This is a genomic window from Streptomyces sp. NPDC047017 (genome assembly GCF_040644175.1).
In the GTDB taxonomy this organism is placed as follows: Bacteria; Actinomycetota; Actinomycetes; order Streptomycetales; family Streptomycetaceae; genus Streptomyces.
In genome coordinates this window covers 221,354-237,131 of sequence record NZ_JBEYVW010000007.1, presented here as the reverse complement: position 1 = coordinate 237,131, position 15,778 = coordinate 221,354, and the positions used below count along the sequence as shown (strand labels likewise).

Genomic DNA, 15,778 nt, shown 5'->3' with positions numbered 1-15,778 from the left:
GGCCCCGGCGTCACGGCTGCCTGCGCACGGCCACGACGACCCCGGCGTCGTCCCTGCGCACCGCGGCCTGGTTGAGGATCTGCGCGGCGACCAGGGACGGGTCCTGCCCGAACAGGCCGGGGAAGTCGGCCGGGCGCCAGCGGTCGCTGAGGCCGTCGGAGTGCATGACCAGGGCGGCACCGGCCGGGAACGCCGCCTCGAAGGTGCGCGAGCGGGGCAGCTGCACCCCGGCGATGCCCGGCATGGACAGCAGGCCGCTGCGCGTCTCGCCGTCGGTGACCAGCGCCGTGATGTTGCCGGCGCCGCTCACCTGGACGCGTTCCGCGGCCGGATCGACCAGGGCGATCGCCACGGCCGCGCCGCGGGTGCCGCGCAGCCCCCGGTGGACGTCCTCCAGCACCGCCGCCGGAGTCGTCCGGCGGCTGTCGCGGAACGCCTCCCTGGCCCGGTCGGCGACCCGGGCCGCCAGCGGACCGTGCCCGAGCCCGTCGCACATCATCATCAGCAGCGCGTTGGAGCCGTCCCCGCTCACCGCGCTCACCGCCCAGGTGTCGCCGCACACCTGCTCGCCGCTGATCGGACGGGTCAGGCCACCGGTCCGCACCGGGCCGGGCGCCGGGGGCGGGCCGTCCGCCCAGAAGCGCGCGTGGACCACCGTGCCCCGGCCGCGCAGGGAGTGCACACCGGCCGTGTCGGCCAGCCGGACGATGGCCCCCAGGCCGATGCCCAGGCTGCCGGCCCCGGACGTGCCGTCGTGCAGCGCACGGCCGACGTCCGCGATGCCGGGGCCGCTGTCCAGGGACAGGCACTCCACGGCCGCGCGGCCGCGCACCCGCACCACCCGCACGGCCAGGGAGCCGTCCTCGGCGTGCTTGAGGAGATTGGTCGCCATCTCCGTCACGCACAGCTCGACGCGTGCCACCAGCTCCTCGGGAAAGCAGATGTCGCGGGCCAGCCGGCCCGCCTCGCGGCGGGCCGCCGCCGCCAGCGCGATGTCGGCGCGCAGCCAGCACACGTCTCCGGCCTCGGAGACGAGCGTGCCGTTCACCGGCCCCACTTGAGGATGCGCACCGTGGTGCCGTCCGCACCGGAGACGATGTCGAACTCGTCGACGAGCCGCTTGGCGCCGCTCAGTCCCAGTCCCATGCCGTTGCCCGAGGTCCAGCCGTCCGTCAGCGCCAGCTCGATGTCCGCGATGCCCGGGCCCTCGTCCCGGAACTCCACGAAGACGCCGGAGCGGCCCCCGTCGGCCACCGACGCCGCGCTCACCACGCCACCGCCCCCGTAGATCAGCATGTTGCGGCCGAGTTCGCTGGCCGCCGTCACCAGCTTCGTCTGGTGGACCAGGGACAGACCGCTGCGCTGAGCGAGGACGCGCACCATCTGCCGGGCGGAGACGACATCCCCGCTGCCCGCGACCGGGACGGTCTCGACCGAGGCGCTCGCCGCGCCGTAGTCCTTCATCCTCGGTCCGCGCTGAGACGCCGTAGCAGCTTCAGCCCGCGCTCCAGGTTCAGCGCGGTCCGCACGCCCTTCAGGGACAGGCCCAGCTCGACCAGGGTCATCGCCACGGCGGGCCGCATGCCGGCGACGATCGTCTCCGCGCCGAGGATGCGGGAGATGGAGGCGTTGGTGGCCAGCATGCGCCCGACGAAGGAGTCGACGATCTCCAGCGCCGAGATGTCGATGACGACACCCTTGGCACCGGTCGCGACGATCCGGTTCGACAGGTCCTCCTGGAGGTCCATCACCATCTGGTCCTCCAGGTCCGTCTGGATGGACACCAGCAGGACCTCGCCGATCTTGAGGACGGGGATGCGGTCGGTCACAGCAGGCCCCGCACGTCGTCCTCGGCGTCACGGGCGACTTCCTGGACCGCCTGGCGCAGCGCGTCGGACAGCGAGGCGTTGGTGGCGATGTCACCGAACTCGATGCCCAGCCCGACGATGGTCTGCGCGATCTGCGGCCGGATGCCCGAGATGGTGCACTGCGCGCCCATCATGCGCGCGGCCAGCACGGTCTTCAGGAGGTGCTGCGCCACCTGCGTGTCCACCGTCGGGACACCCGTGATGTCGATGATGGCGTGCGTGGAGTCGCTGTCGACCAGGGTCTGCAGCAGCTTCTCCATCACCACCTGGGTGCGCGCCGAGTCCAGCGTGCCCACCAGCGGCACCCCGACGACCCCGTCCCACAGCTTGACCACGGGCGTGGAGAGTTCGAGCAGCTGCTCGGCCTGCGAGGAGATGATCTCCTCACGGGTGCGGACGTACGCCTCGGTCGTCAGCAGCCCGAGGTCGTCGAGCAGCCGGGCGAACTGCAGGTAGACGCGCGCGCCCTCCTCGTCGTCGGTCAGGGACGGCTCCAGCACCTCCTTGAGGGCGAAGACGCTCCTGGCGGTCTCGGTCGAGGTGAAACCCTGCCGGGCGCGACTGCGGGAAAGCTCGATCAGCAGACTGCGGACCTCACTGAAATGCTCCCCGCGGCCGTCCAGCCCGCGGATGGTGATGCCACGGACGATGGCGTCGTACAACTCGCCCAGCTCGCGCCCCAGTTCGGCGGTGCTGAGCCGGCCCTGCAACTCGTCACCGACCGTCCTGGTCCAGCGCGAGAGGAACGAGTCACGCTGTGTGGTCAGTGTTTCGACCAGAAGCTGCGTGTTGCTCTCTGTCGCCACGTCTTCTCCAGCAAACACTTGATTGAGTAGGTCGGGTAGACGATACGTGAACCGGGCATCGTGTGATCGCGGCCCCTTCGGGGCCCCGGGCAGGGGCGCGGCCGGCCGCCCCGGGGGCCTGTCGCCGCTGGTGGACGGGGTTTTCGGGCAGCCGCCCGGCCCCCCGGGCAGGAGGCCGGGCGGGGGCCGGGGGTGGCTTGCTTCTTGCCCGGGGATACGGAACTCTTCCCAGGAGGAAGCTGTTTCCCAGAGCAGGAAGGTGGTGAGGTGCGCGGCACGCGTGCCTCTGCTTGTGTGCGCTCTTCGCGGCTCTCCGGCCGGCCCGCGCGACCCCGCCGCCGGTGTCGGTGCGACGTGGGACGACGCCCCCTGCCCCGTCCTGGTCGTCGACCGCGACGGCACCCTCGTCCGGATCAACCGCGCGGCCCGGCCGCTGCTGCCCGGGGCCCGCGCCGGTGACCGGCTCCGCGACACCGCGCCCGCCTGGCTCTGCGCCGCCCACCGGCACGTCGTCGAGGGCGGGGACGCCACCGTCGGCGGCCCGCCGAGCGGCATCGTCGCCGAACGCCACGTCGAGGCCCACCCCTCCCCGTCCGCCGACGGCGACGTGGTGTGGTGGCTCGTCGACGACACCGACCGGCGCGAGGCGCGGCAGGCGCTGGACAGCGCCCGGGAGCGGTCGAGCATCCTGGCCGAGGCGTCGAGCACCCTGCTGTCCACCCTGAACGTGCCGCGCTGCATGGCGCTGGCCGCGACCATGGCCGCCGAGCACCTCGCCGAGGCGGCCGTGCTCGTCGCCCCGCCGCAGGGGCGCCGCCACTGCCTGACCTACGCGCGGCGCGGCGAGCCCGCCACGCGGGCGACCCGGCAGATCGACGCCGGTGACGTGCCCGGCCTCAGCGAGGCCCTGCAGGGCTTCCCGCCCGTCCCGGCGCGCTGGATCAACCCCGACGACCTTCCCCACTGGCTGCTCCCGGAGGGCTTCTCGGGCCCGGTCGGCTCGGTCATCGTCGCTCCGCTGCCCGGCCACGGGGTGCCCGCCGGGGCCCTGGTCCTGCTGCGCTCCGGCACCGAGCGGTCGTTCTCGCAGGGCGAGGAGGCCTTCGCCCGGCTGTTCGCCGCCCGGGCCGGCGCCGCCCTGTCCGCCGCGCGGCTCTACACCGAACAGGCTTCCATCACGGCCACGTTGATGCGCGACCTCCTGCCGCCCGTGCTGCGCCGGGTGGACGGCGTGGAGTACGCGGCGGGCTACCGCCCCGCCAAGGACCACGAACGGGTCGGCGGGGACTTCTACGACTTCCACCCCGCCGCCGGACCCGGCCAGGAGACCTTCGCCGTGCTCGGGGACGTCGCGGGCAAGGGACTGGACGCGGCCGTGCTGACCGGCAAGATCCGCAACACCCTGCACGCCCTGCTGCCCCTGGCCGCGGACCACCAGCAGATCCTGACCCTCCTCAACGGGGCCCTGCTCACCTCGCACCACACCCGCTTCGCCACTCTCGTCCTGGCCTCCGTGAGCCGCCGGGACGGACACGCCCATCTGCGGCTCACCAGCGCCGGGCACCTCCCGCCCCTGATCGTCCGCCGTGACGGCGAGGTGGAGGAGGCCCCCACCCGCGGCACCCTGGTCGGCGCGCTGCCCGAGGTCACCGCCCACACCGCCGATACGGTCCTCGCCCCCGGCGAGACATGCCTGCTGTACACCGACGGCATCACCGAGGCCCGCGGCGGCCCGCTGGGCGACGAGATGTTCGGCGAGTCACGGCTGCGCCGGGCGCTGGCGGAGTGCGCGGGGATGCCCGCGGAGGCCGTCGTGGAACGCGTCCGGATGCTCGCCGCCCAGTGGCTGGGCACGGGCAACCACGACGACATCGCCGTACTGGCCATCAGCGCCCCCAGGACCGGCCCGCAGCCGGACACCGGCGGCGGCGCACCGGACCCGGACCGCAGGAGGCACAGGTGACCCACCCCGCGAGGCCCGCCCTCCGGACGCACGACGGGCAGGCCACGGCCGGGCCCGCGGTGGCCAGACCCGCAGTGGCCGGACCTGCGACGGCCGGGTCCATGGTGGCCGGGTCCGCGACGGCCGGACCCGCGGGGGCCGGGCCGGAGACGGCCGGGCCCCGCAAGCGGCTGTGGGACGCCGTCGCCGCGGGCGACGAGTACGACGCGGTGGCCATCGTCCGCGAGGCGCTGGCCGACGGCGTCGGCCACGAGGCGCTGCTGCTGGACGTGATCGCCCCCGTGCAGGCGAAGATCGGCACCGAATGGGCCGCCGACCGCCTCACCGTCGCCCAGGAGCACGCCGCCACCGCCATCAACGAACGCGTGGTCGCCGCCCTCGCCCACCAGGGCGGGACCGGCGGGAGCGGCGACCGCGGCCGGCGGGGCCGGGTGACGGTCAGCTGCGTGGACGGCGAGTGGCACGCCTTCCCCGCCCGCCTGGTGGCCGAGGTGCTGCGGCTGCGCGGCTGGCAGGTCGACTACCTCGGCGCCCAGACGCCCACCCCGCATCTCATCGCCCATCTGCACCACACCGATCCGCAGGCCGTCCTGCTGTCCGGCTCCCTGCCCACCCACCTGCCGACCGCGCACACGGCCATCACCGCCTGCCAGGCCGTCGGCGTCCCGGTGCTGGCCGGCGGCCGCGCCTTCGGCCCCGACGGCCGCTACGCCCACGCGCTCGGAGCCGACCGGTGGGCCGCCGACGCCCGCGGCGCCGCGGACGCGCTGGACGGCGGCCTGCCGCGGCCCGCCCCGACAGCGGTCCGCCAGGTGGTCGACGACCTGCCCCACCTGACCGACCAGGAGTACACGATGGTCGTGCACTCGCGCGGGCGGCTGGTGCGGCAGACCCTCCTCGACCTGGAGGACCGCTTCCCCGCCCTGCGGGACTACAGCGAGGTGCAGCGGGAGCGCACCGCGGAGGACATCGCCCACATCGTGGACTTCCTGGCCACCGCCCTGTACGTCGACGACCCCCGGGTCTTCACCGCGTTCCTGACCTGGACCGCGGACATCCTGGAGGCCCGGCGGGTCCCGGCGCGCTCCCTGTCGGCGGCGCTGTCCGCCCTGGCCGTACGGCTGCGGGACTTCCCCCGGTCCCTGATCCTCCTGGAGCACGGGAGCACCGCCCTGGCCGCCCGCCCTGCCCCCCGCGTCCCCGAAGCCCGTACGGACGGATGAACGCGCACCCGCCCGGTGAGTTCAGCCTCACGGTGACCCGCGAGGCGAGCGCGCTCACCGTCCGCCTGGCGGGCGAACTCGACTACGACACCGGCGACGAGCTGGTGGCCACCGTCGTCGCCCACCTCGGCGGCCGCCCGCACCCGCGCGAGGTACGCCTCGACTTCGGCGGCCTGACCTGGATCGACTCCTCGGGCCTGGCCGCGCTGCTGATGGCGCACCGTCACATCAGCGCCGCCGGCGCCGATCTGCACCTGGACCACCGCCCCGACTTCCTGGACCGCCGGCTCCGCCGCACCGACATCCTCGGCCACCTCACCGAGCCCGCCGCGCGGCCGTGGCAGAACTGAGACATTCCGGTTGCCGATCGCGGGGCACTCATGGTGGTGACCATGGCACTGACGGAGAACATCCGCGGGGCCAGTGAGCAAGGCAAGGAGTGTCCAGCAATGCGCAAGAACTGGAAGACCGCCGCCACCGCCGTCGCCGCCGCGGCCGCGCTCACCGGCGCCGCCGGCGCGGGAGTCGCGCAGGCCGCGCCCGCGACGGGCGGCGCCGCGCCCTCGGCCTGCCGGCCGGCCAACCACATCGCGAAGATCCACCAGGGGCCCGCGTCCTCGGGGCACAGCCACTACCGCGTGACCCTGACCGCGCCGCGCGGCTACGCGTCGTGCCGGCTGGCCGGTTCGCCCACCGACGTGCGGTTCTCGGACCACGGCAAGCAGCTCCGCCTCGCCGTCGGCCGCTACGGCGACCAGCGCACCGCGGTCACCTTCGGCCCGGGTCACCCGGTCCACTTCGACATCCAGGTGCCCAACAGCGGCCACGGCCTGACCGCTGACGGGGCGTCGTTCACGCTCCGGGCACCGGGCGGGCAGATCCCCGGCACGTCCGTCGCCCAGGGCACCCTGAAGGTGGCCGCCGGCACCGTCGTCGGCCCGGTCCAGCGGGGCGCCTGACCTTCCCTGCCCCACCCGGGTGCGGCGCGCGGCCACCACGCCGCGGGCCGCACCGGCGCGTCAGCCGCGCCGCAGCACGACGACCCGGTCGGCGGCGCTCCAGCGACGCCGCCCGGTCTTGACCGGATTGATCCGGATGGCCCACTGCGGCAGATCAGCCGGGTCCGGCGCGCGGGCCCCACCTTGCGGCGCAGCGCCTCCTCCATGGCCGTCTTGTCCCGGTCGGCGAGGACGGCGACCGCGGCCCGGCGCCGGCCGGCGCCGGCGGCGACCAGTTCGCCCACCACCGTGTAACTCTGCTCCGACCACCCGAGCACCACCGCGTGCCCCCGCTCCAGCACCGTGGAACGGCCCCGCCGCAGGTCGGTGAGCCGCTCGGTGAGTCCGGTCGTGATGAGGCCGACCAGGGTGGACACGTAGATCAGCGCGACCAGGGCGAGCAGCACGGACAGCGCCACCCGCAGCGGTGTGCCCGTGACCCCGCCCAGCCGCAGTGTGTCGCCGGTGCGCCGCCAGACCGCCGCCAGCTTCGCGGAGAGCGAGGCGGGCGCGCCGGGGTCCGTCCACACCAGCACCGCGCTGACCGGTACGACGACGGCCAGGCACATGGCGGCCAGCCAGCCGACGAGAGCGGCGGTGCCCCGGGCCAGCGTGCTGTCGAACCAGTACCGGAACCTGTCCGCCGACCGAGGACGCCGCTGCGCCAACGCTTCCCCCCTCCCCCCCCCACCATCCGCCCGGCAGCCGGGTGAGCCCGCGGTCGCCGTCGCCCCGCCGCCCGGAACCACCGGGCTACCGGGCTACGGGGCAGTGTGCTGGCCCGCCCCCCCGCGGGCCGCTGACTTCGGGCGCCGATTCATCCCTTCGGGGAATCGGGGGACCGGGGAATCGGAGGACCGGCGGGCGCCGGGGTCCCTGCTGCTCTCACGGTCGGCGGATTGAGGCGCTGTCACCGGGGCACGTGCTCTGCGACACGGCGGACGCCTCGACGGGCCGCCGCGTCGGCAGGCGAGGACGAGGACGAGGGAGGGCCGGACAGGCATGGGCGAGGTACGGACCACGGCGCCGGGGAAGCAGCCGGCGGCCGACGGCGGGGACACGGTGCGGACCCCGCCGCTGCTGCCCGGCGGATACGATCCGGCCGACTACGCGGGGCCGGTCGTGCGCGCCGCCCGGGACGCCGGCGTCTCGCCGGTGCTGCTGATGGCCGTCCTCCACAACGAGGCGTACAAGCCGCACCACCCGATTCTCGAACGGCTGTGGCAGTGGTGGAAGCCCGGCGCGTCGTTCGGCGTCGTCAACATGCACCGGGCGACGTTCGAGCGGGTGCGGCGGGCGCACGGCCTGCCGGGCCGGTGGGAGGACCTGCGCGACCCCGAGTTCGCCGTCCGCGCGGCGGCGCTGCACCTCCAGGACCTCGACCGGAGCCTGCCGCAGCGGTACACGCGCCGCTACCGCCGGGACGAACTGCTCGCCCTGGGCTACAACACCGGTGAGCGCAACATGCGGGCCTTCGCCCGGGGCGTTCCGCCGGGCCCCATGGCGCGCTCCTACCTCCGCCGTCTGCGCGACCACTGGCACCGGGCGGCCAGGGCCGTGGGGGCGGGGGAGGAGGCGGGCGGCCCGGCGCCGGCCGACCGGTCCGTCCGGTCCGGACAGTGAGGCGCGGCAGACGGCGTCCCGCCCGGCGGTGACACCCGCGGACCGCTTCCGGCCACCTTCGATCGTGCGGTGTCGTGCGGTGTCGTGTGGTGTCGTGCGGCGGCGAGTCGCCCGAGCGCCGCGTGCGGGGGAGCGTACGGCGGCCTGACGCGGCCGCTGGTTCGCGGTTGGGAACCCCGGTCGGTCTCGGCCCTCATCGGCCGGTCTCGCCCTTGACCGGTCGGCATCGGTCGGCGTTCCGGCCCGGGCCGCTCGTGGCGTCCTGCGAACGGCCGCACTGGTGCCCGGAGCGGCCGGTGGCCGGTGCGGCCGGCGTCCGAGGCGGGGCGGCAGGTGTGCGCCGTACGCCGTGGAGCGCGACGGCCGGTCCGGAGGGCCGGTGCCCGCGGCGTGGCCGAATAGCGGCGGCGCACCCCGCGGACCCGTTGACGCCCCGGACCCGGCCCATATAGTTGCCTTGAGCACCTAACGCCGTGAGGGGCGTCGGGTGACGTCCTCTGCCGAGGAGGCAGTCATGACCGAGACACTGGCGGACACACAGGCAGAGCTTCCCGAGCACCCGATGCCCCGGGCCGCCGGATGCCCCTTCGACCCGCCGCCCTCCCTACGGGACCTCCAGTCCGGCCGGCCCGTCTCCCGGGTGCGCATCTGGGACGGCAGCAGCCCCTGGCTCGTCACCCGCCACGACGATCTGCGCGCCCTGCTCGGCGACCAGCGCATCAGCGCCGACCCGTCCCTGCCCGGCTATCCGCACCGCACCCCCGGCACGAAGGTCCGCGACCAGGCCCGCCGCACCTTCATCACCATGGACGACCCGGACCACGCCCGGCTGCGCCGGATGGTGACCGCCCCCTTCGCGATCAAGAAGGTCGAGGCACTGCGCCCCTCGATCCAGAAGATCGTCGACGATCTGATCGACACCCTGCTCGCCGGACCGAAACCGGTCGACCTCGTCGAGGCGTTCGCCCTGCCGGTCCCCAGCCTCGTCATCTGCGAGCTGCTCGGCGTGCCCTACGAGAAGCACGACTTCTTCCAGAGCAACACCAAGGTCATCGTCCGCCGCACCTCGACAGCGGACGAACTGCTCGCGGCGTCCGAGGCGCTCACGGACTACCTGGACGACCTGCTGGCCGTCAAGCTCGCCGAACCCGGCGACGACCTCCTCTCCCACCTCGCCACCCAGCGGGTGGCCACCGGCGAGATGACGCGGCGTCAGGCCGCCGAGACGGGCGTCCTGCTGCTCGGGGCGGGCCATGAGACCACCGCCAACATGATCGCCCTGGGCACCCTGGCCCTGCTGCGCCACCCCGACCAGCTCGCCCTGCTCCGGGACGGCGACGACCCCCGCACGGTCGCCGCGGCCGTCGAGGAACTGCTGCGCTACCTGAACATCACCCACTCCGGCCGCCGCCGGGTCGCGCTCGCGGACATCGAGATCGGCGGCCAGGTCATCCGCGCCGGCGACGGCGTCATCCTCGCCAACGAGATCGCCAACCGCGATCCGCTGGCCTTCCCCGACCCCGACCGGCTCGACCTCACCCGCGACGCCCGCCGCCACGTCGCCTTCGGGTACGGCGTGCACCAGTGCCTGGGCCAGCCACTGGCCCGCGTCGAACTCCAGGTCGTCTACAGCACCCTGTACCGCCGCATCCCCACCCTGGCCCTGGCCACCGGCCCCGACCAGCTGGAGTTCAAGCACGACGGCCTCGTCTACGGCGTCTACAGCCTCCCCGTCACCTGGTAGCGGGCAGCGCCCCGCCCCTGCGAACGACCCGGCAGCCCCTCCCGCAGACCCTCCCGAGCGGAAACGAGAACCGACATGCGCGTGGAAGTCGACCAGCCCAAGTGCGTGGCGTCCGGACAGTGCGTCTGGATGGCCCCCGAGGTCTTCGACCAGGACGACGACGGAATCGTCCAGGTGCTCAACGACACCCCCGGCCCCGCCGACGAGGACGGGGTGCGGGAGTCGGCGGCGGTGTGCCCGGCCGCGGCGATCCGGCTGGTGGAGGAGTGACCGACGCTCCGGTGCGGCGCGTCGTCGTCGTGGGAGCCTCGGCGGCCGGGCTGTCGGCCGCCGAGACCCTGCGCCGCGCGGGATTCGACGGCGACCTGACGGTCGTCGGACAGGAACGTCACCTGCCTTATGACCGGCCGCCGCTGTCCAAGCAGATCCTCACCGGCGCCTGGGAACCCGAGCGCGCGATGCTGCGCCGGCCCGCCGACCTGGACGCCCTCCGGCTGGACCTGCGGCTGGGCGTCCGCGCGGCCGCCCTGGCACCGGCCGCCCGCACCGTGACGCTCGACGACGGCGCCGAACTCCCCTACGACGGCCTGGTCGTCGCCACGGGCGTACGGCCGCGCCGGCTGCCCGGCTGCGGCACCCCCGGCGTCCATGTCCTGCGCGACCTGCCGGACGCCCTCGCCCTGCGCGACCGGCTGACCGCCGGTGGCCGGCTGGTCGTGGTGGGCGCCGGGTTCCTCGGCGCCGAGGCCGCCTCTGCCGCCCGTTCGCTGGGCGTGTCCGTCACCCTGGTCGAACCGGCGGCCGTGCCCCTGGCCCACGCGGTGGGGGAGCGGGTCGGCACGTTTCTCGCGCGGGTCCACCGCGACCACGGGGTGGACCTGCGGGTGCGGGCGAAGGTCGTCGAGATCGTCACGGGCGCGGGACGGGCCACCGGGGTGCGGCTGGCCGACGGGACGGTGATCCCGGCCGACGACGTGCTCGTCGCCGTCGGCTCCCGGCCCAACACCGAGTGGCTGCACGGCAGCGGCCTGGACCTGGCCGACGGCGTGGTGTGCGACCGGTACAGCGCCGCGGGCCCCGGCGTCTACGCCGCCGGGGACGTCGCCCGCTGGTACCACCCGCTGTTCGGCACGACCCTGCGCGTCGAGCACCGCACCAACGCCGCCGAGCAGGCCATGACCGCCGCCCGCAACCTCCTCGACCCCGCACACGCCAAGCCCTTCGCGCCCGTCCCGTACTTCTGGTCCGACCAGTACGGCCTGCGGCTCCAGGCCTTCGGCCACCTGCGCGGACACGACGAGGCCCAGGTGGTGGACGGCGACCTCGCGGACGGCCGCTTCCTCGTCGCCTACGGCAGGGCCGGGAAGCTCACCGGCGCGCTGGCCGTGGGCATGCCGCCCAAGGCCCTGCACCAGTGGCGCGCGGCGATCGCCGCCCGCACCGGGTGGCGGGCGCCGAGCACGGACTCCCTGCCCGCCTGACCGGGGCGCCCCGCGGCGGGCGGCGGCTGGTTGGGCTGTCGGTCATGGACCCGGCCATGACCAGCGGCGACACAGACGAGTTCGTGCTCCTCGACGCCACGGACCTGGCGTCCGAACCGGGCCCGCACGCCGGGTTCGGACGGTCGGCCCACCGCGTCCTCGCGGATCTGGTCGAGCAGGGCGCCGCGCTGGGCTGGGTCGCACCACCGTCGCCGGACGAGGTGACGGACCTCCTCGGGGACGTCCTGGCCGCGACACGCTCTGGCTGCCGGAGTCCGGACCCCACCGCCCGGGCGAACTGCGCCGGCGCCTGCCGGGCCTCAGTGAGAAGGTGCCGACTCAGGCCCTGCGGGAGATGGAGGCCGATGGCCTCGTCCACCGCGAGGTGCATGATGTGCTTCCGCTGAAGACGGTGTACTCCCTGACCGAATTCGGCCGGGAACTCTCCGAGATGCTGGCTCCGCTCTCGGAGTGGGGCCACCGCCGCCTGGAGAAGCTCGCCGAGGCCCAGCCGGCCCCCTGAACCCAGCCGGCCCCCTGAACCCTCATCTCGCCCCCCCGCGGTCGTCCCTGGAACCGACGGCCCCCGGCCGCCCGACACAAGATTCGCCGCGCCGCGGACGCCCCGCAAGTACCCACAAAAAGGTGGACACCGAGGCCACCGGGGCCAGGATGCTGTGCTGTCAAGGCGTGTGCTGTCACGGCGCGCCGCAGGGGCATGCATAGCGGGCGGAATGAACGGTTCCGGGCCGAAGTGATCATGGGTGATTGGTTTTCGGTCAGGATCGAAGTGGTCACGCACCGTAGGCGGCCCTCGTCGGCCCCTCCTCGTTCCTCCCGTGGACCCGCGTACGTGCCTGCGCCGCGATGTGTGTCAGGTGGCGGGCATTCATGCGGATGTACCCCAGGTCCGCCGTAAGTTTTCCCGACTTGCTGTCAGTCGGGCGCAAGAAACGACCGAAAGTGGCCGGGCTCTTTTGACTGCTGATCGGTCGTTCAGTGAAGGTCTTCACATGTCCGTCACATCCCGAGCCGCCACCGGTGGCCCGATGCGCTTACGGGACTTCCGGCTGCTGCTCGCGGGAGCTGCCGCCGGGCAGCTCGGCGCCCAGGTCACCCTGGTGGCGCTGCCCCTCGTCGCCGTTCTCGAACTCGACGCCTCCGCCTTCCAGGTGGGCCTGCTCACCGCGGCGGAGACCGCCGCCTTCCTGCTCGTCGGGCTGCCCGCCGGAGCGCTCACCGACCGGATGCGCAAGCGTCCCCTGATGATCCGCGCGGACCTGGTGCGCGCCGCGGCCATGGCGAGCATCCCCGCCGCCGCGCTCGCCCACGCCCTGACCATGACCCAGCTCTACGCCGTCGCGCTCGTCACCGGCGTGGCCACCGTGTTCTTCGACGTCGCCCACCAGAGCTACCTGCCGCAGATCCTGCCCCGCGAGCAGCTCGTGGCGGGCAACGGGGGCCTGGAGACGGTCCGTTCCACCGCCCAGGTGACCGGCCCCGGCCTCGGCGGCGGCCTGGTCCAGCTCGTCGGAGCGCACCTCGCCGTCGTCGCCGACGCCATCGGCTACGTCCTCTCCGCCGTTTTCCTGCTGCGCGTCGAACAGACCGAGGCCGTACCCGAGGCCACCGCCGGCGGTTCCCTGCGCCGGGAGATCGGCGAGGGCGTCCGCTTCGTCCTCGGGCATCCGCTGCTCCGCGTCATCGCCGTCACCACCGGACTCGCCAACCTCTGCACGGCCGTCCTGATGGCGACGCAGACCGTCCACCTGGTCCGTGTCGTCGGCCTGAAGCCGGGCGCGCTCGGGCTGGTGCTGTCCGCCTCGGCCGTCGGCGGGCTGCTGGGCGCGGTGTGCGCCGGGCGGCTCGCGGCCCGGCTGGGGCAGGCCCGGGTCATCCTCCTGTCCGTTCTCGCGACCGGGCCGTTCGCCGTGCTGTGGCCCCTGTCCGGGCGCGGGGCTCCGGGCGCGGCGCTGTTCGCCACCGGCTCGGCGGTCGTCTCCTTCGGCGCCGTCGTCTACAACGTCGCCCAGGTCAGCTTCCGCCAGGGACTGTGCCCGCCGCGGCTGCTCGGCCGGATGAACGCCACCCTGCGCTTCCTCATGTGGGGCACCCTGCCGCTCGGCGCGCTCATCGGCGGCGCCCTCGCCCAGTCCTTCGGGCCGCGCACGGCGCTCGCCTGCTGCGCCGCCGGCTTCCTCGTCGTACCGCTGCCGCTGCTGCTCTCCCCGCTGCGCCGGATGCGCGACCTGCCCGGACCGGACGCCTTCCCCGCGGACGAGGTCCAGGAGGCGCCGGGGAGCGTCCCCGCGGACGACGCCCGGGGGACATCGCGGGCGAGCACCGCGACGGACGGCGACGAGCGACCCGCCCCCACTCCGGCCCGCTGAACCCCGTACGCCTCTGATGAAACGTTTCGTCCTGCCCGTGCGGGCAGGGCCCCGCCCCGCCCCGCGCTCCCGCGGCCACCACCGAGAGGACCACGTGCTCAGCATCACGAGCCAGTACCTGGACCGCTACCGGCGACTGACCGGCGACGACCGGACCGGCGACCTGCTGCCGGTCACCGGGGCGCAGCGCCGCTTCGTCCTGGTGCGCTCGCTGGACCCGTCGGGACGCCCCGATCTGGTGCCGATGTTCTTCGCCTTCCCGCACGGCACCGTCGACCCCGACCGCTTACGGGCAGCCGCCCACCGGCTCGCCGCGCGGCACACCGCCCTGCGCGCACGGCCCGGTGTGGTGCGCGGGACCCCGGTCCTGCGCGAGGGCGCACCGGACGCCCACGTGACCTGCCCGGCCCCCGCCCCCGGTGAGCGGCCCGCCGACACGCTCCGCCGGGCGCTGGCCGCGTGGCAGCCGCAGGGCCCGCCCCTGCGACTCTTCCTCGCCCGCGACGACGAGAACCGCGGGGACGACCTCCTCGCCGTCGTCCTGGACCACGCCGCCTGCGACGGCCGTTCGCTGACCCGGATCGTCGGGGAACTCGGCGCCGCGTACACCACCGACGCGCCCCCCGCGCCCGAGGACACGGAAGCCGAGCGCGCCGCCTACCGGGAGGCCGTCCTCCTCCAACTCGCCGCCGAGGAACGGGCGGAGACCCCCGAGGCCGCCGCGTACTGGGCGGACCGGCTGCACACCGTACGCGCCCGAGCCCCGCAGCCCCGCCCGGCACGCGTGCCCGACGGCACCGAGCCGAGCGGGACGGCGCACGCCCGGCTGCCCGCGCCCGAGGACGGCGTGCCCTTCCCCGGACTGCTCGACGCCTGCCGCTCCGCCGCCCGCGCGCTGTACGGACCGGACCTGGCCGTGCCGCTCGGCTACCCGTGGGGCGGCCGGCCCACCGGTGCCGAGCCGGTCCTCGGCTGCTTCCTCAACACCGTCGTCTTCCCGGCCGGCACCGGCGACGGACCCGGATCGGAGGTGACGGCCGACGCCTGGTGGGACGACCTCGACCGGGCCGACGTGCCCTTCGACGCCGTCGTGGCCGCCGTACGGGCCGCCGGCCCGGGCTGGTCCGGGAAGCTCGACGGACTGCTGACCGTGGACGACGACAGCCGCCGCCCGCCCCTCGTCCTGGGCGGCGTCCAGGGACAGGAGGTCCACATCGACGGCAGGCCGGTCCGCGCCCCCTTCGCCGTCTCCGTCACCCAGGGAGCGGAGATCCGGCTGCGGATGGTGTGGGACCGCGCCGTCCTCGACGACGACACCGCGCACCGGGCGTTCGACGCGCTCACCCACGCACTGCGTACGCCGGTGCGCACCCCGCACTGACCCGGCGCCGTGCGCCCCCCCGCCCTGACCCGGCGCCGGAGCGCACCGCGCACCGACCCCGCGCCGGAGCGTGAAGGCACACGGGGCGCGGGACGAGGGACGAGGGACGCGGAGCGACCGGCGACGCGCCGTCACGCTCCGCCCCCCCCGACCCCGACCTCGCCCCTTTCCTCGCCCCCGAGCCCCTGAACGCCCCGGAACCCCGTGGCGCCGACCACCCCCCGCCCCACCCGAAGGCGGCACCGCGCGACCCGCGGCGCCGCCCATACCACCACCGCCGGACACGACCGTGACCGGCACC

Annotated in this window: 15 protein-coding genes and 1 pseudogene; 11 read left to right on the top strand and 5 right to left on the bottom strand. The window is 74.8% G+C overall.

The genetic code is table 11. The features are described 5' to 3' along the window. Positions 1-10: 10 nt before the first annotated feature. The 4 genes from ABZ858_RS14645 to ABZ858_RS14630 are packed head-to-tail and all read right to left on the bottom strand — an operon-like array spanning position 11 to position 2,674. Positions 11-1,057, bottom strand: a complete 1,047-nt coding sequence (locus ABZ858_RS14645; protein ID WP_361376780.1) for an ATP-binding protein — start codon at positions 1,055-1,057, stop codon at positions 11-13. Further along, entirely contained in the window at positions 1,045-1,464 is a 420-nt protein-coding gene (locus ABZ858_RS14640) for an anti-sigma regulatory factor (protein ID WP_361376777.1), read from the bottom strand. The genes ABZ858_RS14645 and ABZ858_RS14640 overlap by 13 nt, the downstream gene beginning before the upstream one ends. Continuing rightward, a complete protein-coding gene (locus ABZ858_RS14635; protein WP_361376774.1) occupies positions 1,461-1,829 on the bottom strand; it encodes an STAS domain-containing protein in 369 nt (122 codons plus the stop codon). The genes ABZ858_RS14640 and ABZ858_RS14635 overlap by 4 nt, the downstream gene beginning before the upstream one ends. Further along, positions 1,826-2,674 (bottom strand): STAS domain-containing protein, encoded by an 849-nt coding sequence (locus tag ABZ858_RS14630; protein WP_361376771.1) that lies wholly within the window; start codon positions 2,672-2,674, stop codon positions 1,826-1,828. Before ABZ858_RS14630 ends, ABZ858_RS14635 begins: the two co-directional genes overlap by 4 nt. A 379-nt stretch (positions 2,675-3,053) precedes the next feature. Between ABZ858_RS14630 and ABZ858_RS14625 the strand changes: the two genes are divergently transcribed. The 4 genes from ABZ858_RS14625 (at position 3,054) to ABZ858_RS14610 (ending at position 6,819) form a co-directional block, all read left to right on the top strand. Continuing rightward, positions 3,054-4,637, top strand: a complete 1,584-nt coding sequence (locus ABZ858_RS14625) for a PP2C family protein-serine/threonine phosphatase (RefSeq protein WP_361377195.1) — start codon at positions 3,054-3,056, stop codon at positions 4,635-4,637. 101 nt (positions 4,638-4,738) lie between these two features. Next, positions 4,739-5,860 (top strand): B12-binding domain-containing protein, encoded by a 1,122-nt coding sequence (locus ABZ858_RS14620; RefSeq protein WP_361377192.1) that lies wholly within the window; start codon positions 4,739-4,741, stop codon positions 5,858-5,860. Further along, positions 5,857-6,210 (top strand): STAS domain-containing protein, encoded by a 354-nt coding sequence (locus ABZ858_RS14615; protein WP_361376768.1) that lies wholly within the window; start codon positions 5,857-5,859, stop codon positions 6,208-6,210. The genes ABZ858_RS14620 and ABZ858_RS14615 overlap by 4 nt, the downstream gene beginning before the upstream one ends. A 99-nt stretch (positions 6,211-6,309) precedes the next feature. Continuing rightward, positions 6,310-6,819, top strand: coding sequence for a DUF4232 domain-containing protein (locus ABZ858_RS14610; protein ID WP_361377189.1), 510 nt, complete (start codon positions 6,310-6,312; stop codon positions 6,817-6,819). Between the two features lie 134 nt (positions 6,820-6,953). Here ABZ858_RS14610 and ABZ858_RS14605 read toward each other — a convergent pair. Next, positions 6,954-7,526 (bottom strand): annotated as a pseudogene (locus ABZ858_RS14605) (NAD-binding lipoprotein); the annotation flags it as partial. Between the two features lie 334 nt (positions 7,527-7,860). On the opposite strand from ABZ858_RS14605, the gene ABZ858_RS14600 reads away from it, so the two are divergent. From ABZ858_RS14600 to ABZ858_RS14570, 7 genes are all read left to right on the top strand, one after another. Then, positions 7,861-8,481: a lytic transglycosylase domain-containing protein gene (locus tag ABZ858_RS14600; protein ID WP_361376765.1), complete on the top strand. Its 621-nt coding sequence runs from the start codon at positions 7,861-7,863 to the stop codon at positions 8,479-8,481. 514 nt (positions 8,482-8,995) lie between these two features. Next, positions 8,996-10,225: a cytochrome P450 gene (locus tag ABZ858_RS14595; RefSeq protein ID WP_361376762.1), complete on the top strand. Its 1,230-nt coding sequence runs from the start codon at positions 8,996-8,998 to the stop codon at positions 10,223-10,225. A 75-nt stretch (positions 10,226-10,300) separates the two neighbouring features. Beyond that, positions 10,301-10,495, top strand: a complete 195-nt coding sequence (locus ABZ858_RS14590; protein ID WP_361376759.1) for a ferredoxin — start codon at positions 10,301-10,303, stop codon at positions 10,493-10,495. 11 nt (positions 10,496-10,506) lie between these two features. Further along, entirely contained in the window at positions 10,507-11,706 is a 1,200-nt protein-coding gene (locus ABZ858_RS14585) for an FAD-dependent oxidoreductase (RefSeq protein ID WP_361377186.1), read from the top strand. 265 nt (positions 11,707-11,971) lie between these two features. Further along, positions 11,972-12,229, top strand: a complete 258-nt coding sequence (locus tag ABZ858_RS14580; protein WP_361377183.1) for a winged helix-turn-helix transcriptional regulator — start codon at positions 11,972-11,974, stop codon at positions 12,227-12,229. Between the two features lie 490 nt (positions 12,230-12,719). After that, positions 12,720-14,096: an MFS transporter gene (locus ABZ858_RS14575; protein WP_361376756.1), complete on the top strand. Its 1,377-nt coding sequence runs from the start codon at positions 12,720-12,722 to the stop codon at positions 14,094-14,096. A gap of 94 nt (positions 14,097-14,190) precedes the next feature. Next, the gene (locus ABZ858_RS14570) at positions 14,191-15,477 is read left to right on the top strand and encodes a non-ribosomal peptide synthetase (protein ID WP_361376753.1); all 1,287 of its coding nucleotides are present in this window, start codon (positions 14,191-14,193) and stop codon (positions 15,475-15,477) included. Positions 15,478-15,778: the final 301 nt, after the last annotated feature.